Annotated in this window: 4 protein-coding genes; all 4 read right to left on the bottom strand. The window is 59.4% G+C overall.

Translation table 11 applies throughout. From position 1 onward, the window contains the following. Positions 1-44 precede the first annotated feature (44 nt). From HY26_RS17085 to HY26_RS17075, 4 genes are read right to left on the bottom strand one after another with little or no spacing between them, the layout of a single operon-like run. A complete protein-coding gene (locus HY26_RS17085; protein WP_158531548.1) occupies positions 45-1,088 on the bottom strand; it encodes a site-specific integrase in 1,044 nt (347 codons plus the stop codon). Further along, positions 1,007-1,402: a helix-turn-helix domain-containing protein gene (locus HY26_RS19085; protein ID WP_158531547.1), complete on the bottom strand. Its 396-nt coding sequence runs from the start codon at positions 1,400-1,402 to the stop codon at positions 1,007-1,009. Before HY26_RS19085 ends, HY26_RS17085 begins: the two co-directional genes overlap by 82 nt. A gap of 20 nt (positions 1,403-1,422) precedes the next feature. Then, the gene (locus HY26_RS17080) at positions 1,423-1,662 is read right to left on the bottom strand and encodes a DUF2274 domain-containing protein (RefSeq protein ID WP_112074204.1); all 240 of its coding nucleotides are present in this window, start codon (positions 1,660-1,662) and stop codon (positions 1,423-1,425) included. Then, positions 1,659-2,831, bottom strand: a complete 1,173-nt coding sequence (locus HY26_RS17075) for a TrbI/VirB10 family protein (RefSeq protein WP_233351673.1) — start codon at positions 2,829-2,831, stop codon at positions 1,659-1,661. The genes HY26_RS17080 and HY26_RS17075 overlap by 4 nt, the downstream gene beginning before the upstream one ends. Between the last annotated feature and the right edge of the window lie 145 nt (positions 2,832-2,976).

The following is a 2,976-nucleotide window of genomic DNA, read 5'->3' as shown; positions in this document are numbered from 1 at the left end:
TCGCGGGTTCGAGTCCTGCAGCCGGCACCATAGGAAACAAGGACTTAGTCCGATCTTAGTAAGAATTCAGAGATCGTACTGGCGCGCAAATGGCGCGCAACTTGGCACAAAAAAAGGTCGATAGCCCCTGTAGCCTTCGTCAGGTATGCAGGATCGAATGGCGCATAGATCTCTGTTGTCGAGTAATCCGGCGCCTTATGTCCGAGTTGGGCCGCGACTTCCCAAGCCGGAACACTTTGCATTCTGAGCCAGCGTGCAATTGTGTGTCTAAAGGAATAGGTCTGGACGTTTCCCTCCAGACCGGAGGCCGCCCGAGTTGTGGCCCAGCTCCGTTTCACGCTGTCCACAGCGGACCCATCATACAGGATGAGGGACTCCGACTTTGACGTTCGTTTGCGTGCTTCGACATAGGAAGCCAGCTGATCGGGGAGCTTTACCGTGGGACGATACTTCTTCGTCTGTTCCCGCCCCTTGGGGTTCAGGTTAATCAGTCTGTGCTCCAGATCGATCTGGTTCAGACTGAGGTCAAGAATAGCACCAGTGCGGGCTGCGGTCCCTACCATGAACGCAATCAGGACGCGTATGTGCTGTTCGCTGGCAGCGTCGAGCAGCCTGGCGACTTCTTCGACTTCAAGCGGACGCCCCTTGGGTTCGGGTTTTGGCGGATTTACCAGCTGGACATAAGGCACCGAGGCGATATCGCCCCGCTTCCAAGCCCAGTTGAGTGCGGATTTTCCGATCATGAGGGCATTGCGGACAGAGCTTTGCGAAAGCTTTTTTTCGTTGCCCAACCAACTACGGAATTTTAGCTGCTGGTCCTGATGGAGCGCTTGCTTGATCGTCGCTTCACCGTGGAATTCGAGCCAGTAACGAAGTGTCCGGCGGATATCGACAGCAGATCGGAGGTGTTGACCATGGTGTTCGTAAAACCTCGCGAACACTTCGGCCAGCGTGGTTTCATCGGGTGCCTCCTGAGTCTTTGACTGGTTTAGAACAAACCAGTCATTCAGGATTGCCTTTGCTTCTTCAAAATCCGTTGTGCCGAGGCTAGCGCGTCCGGTCCTGCGAGTTTTGGGGTCGATCCACATTCGATACCATGCCGGACTCCCGGAGCGCTGCCCGAGCCAATACTCGCCGACCTGGTATCTGTCGTTGGTTGCGTATCTCGGCATGTCGTTTCCTCAATTGCGTTCAGCAGGTATTCGGCGAGCTGAAATCCAAAGAAAGAGAGCTTGCGTTTCGAAACTCGTACGAAGCCGATTCGACCAGCATCCCTCAGTCTTTTCAAGGTTTGTTTCGACATTCCAAGGTGCTGGGCAGCCTCTTCTTCTGAATAGCGCTTGTAGATCGGCAAACCGATTTCATTGGACATCAGCCGGACAGCGTCGTCGACCTCACGCATCGGACCCATCCCCCTGGTGTTTATTGCGCTTTGGCCGCGATCAGCGACCTGCGCGCCTTCCGGAACCCGCTGTCGCTCGCGAGAAACGCTTCGAGCATGTGAGGGACGAGGACAGATACAGCAGCGTCTTCGCCATGAAGCTGGCTGTGAACCCGTGCATAGTCTTCAAGTTCGGAAGCGAGAGATGGTTCGATCAGAACCGTGAGCTTCTGCGGTGTCTTGTCCGGCAGCGGCCCGATCTTCAGACTGGTCTTGGTCATGGTTGGTGTCCTCCTTCATAGGGTTTCAGAACGATGTCCTTGCCCACGAGCACGCCGAGCCGCCAGCCGGGCCGGATCGTGATCGAGGGCTGGACGTCGAGGTTTCGGCGCACGATTTCCTGGCCAGCCTCATTGGCACCGGTCTGCGCTGAGCGGCGGAGCGCCCGGGCGATATCGCCCTCATCGTCGGTGCCAAGTTCGGCGCCGACGCCGAGCAGAGTCGAAAGGGCGACGCCCTGCAGCAGCTTCCAGGAATGATAATCGACCTTGTCTTCAAGCCCGGCATAGCCGCGGGCGTCGACGCCGGCGAGATTGTCGATCCGGATGGAAGATCCGTCCGGCATGACGATCCGGCTCCAGACAAGCAGCGCCCGCGACTGGCCGAACGCGATGACACTATCATAGCGCCCGATCAGGCGGGCACCCTGCGGCACGAGCACGGTTTCGCCGGTCACCGTATCATAGACGGGGCTCGTCACCTGCGCGATGACTTGACCCGGAAGGTCGGAGTTCACACCGGTTAGCAGGGTTGCCGGGATGATCGTGCCCGCCATCAGCTGGTAGGGCGAAACAGGCGTCTCGAGCCGGTGCGGATTGTAGATCGAGGGATCAGGCTCTTCGCCCAGAAAATCCAGTTTCCTCACCTGGCGGTTCGGATCTTCGCTGAGCGACGACCCGAACGCCCCCTCGCGAGACGGTGCAAAGTCCGACAGGTCCGGAAAACTCACAGAACCAGACGCCGCGGACGCAACACTACCGACAACCCTCTTCGATCCCGCACTGGCGCCCACCTGGAAAAACACCCCACTCCCGCGCGCCGCGTCCGTCAACGCCGCTTCGCGCGCCCTGAGTTCGGTTTCCAGCGCCGCCAGCTGTTCGCGCATCGGACTCACCTCCGGCGCGTCTTCCTCCGGCAGGCGCATACGCCCTTCACGCTGCGCCTTCAGGATCGGCGTCCCGAGGTCACCCGGAAGCGGCGGCCCGAGCACGTCGTCCCTCGGCGGTAAATCTCCATAGGATTTCGGAAGCGTGGCCAATCCGTCCGCCTCCGGATTATGACCGGTATTGTAGAGTTCGCGGACTGGACCGCCGGCATCCTCCTTCGGTCCCTGCAGGGCAAACGCCAGCGAGCCGAGGACGATTGCACTGCCGGTGCCGACAAGCACCATAAGGGCCCGCCTGGAATACCGCTTCACGGGCCGGGGTTTCCCTCGGATTTCCAAAGGCTGGGGCGCAGGGGAAGCCGCTTCTGTCATGGCTTCGCGCTTCCAAGGTCATTGCGCGCGATCTTCACGACATCCTGGCGCTTTTCGC

The sequence above is a fragment of the Hyphomonas sp. GM-8P genome (assembly GCF_003263315.1).
Classification (GTDB): domain Bacteria; phylum Pseudomonadota; class Alphaproteobacteria; order Caulobacterales; family Hyphomonadaceae; genus Hyphomonas.
This window is presented reverse-complemented; position numbering and strand designations above follow the sequence as displayed.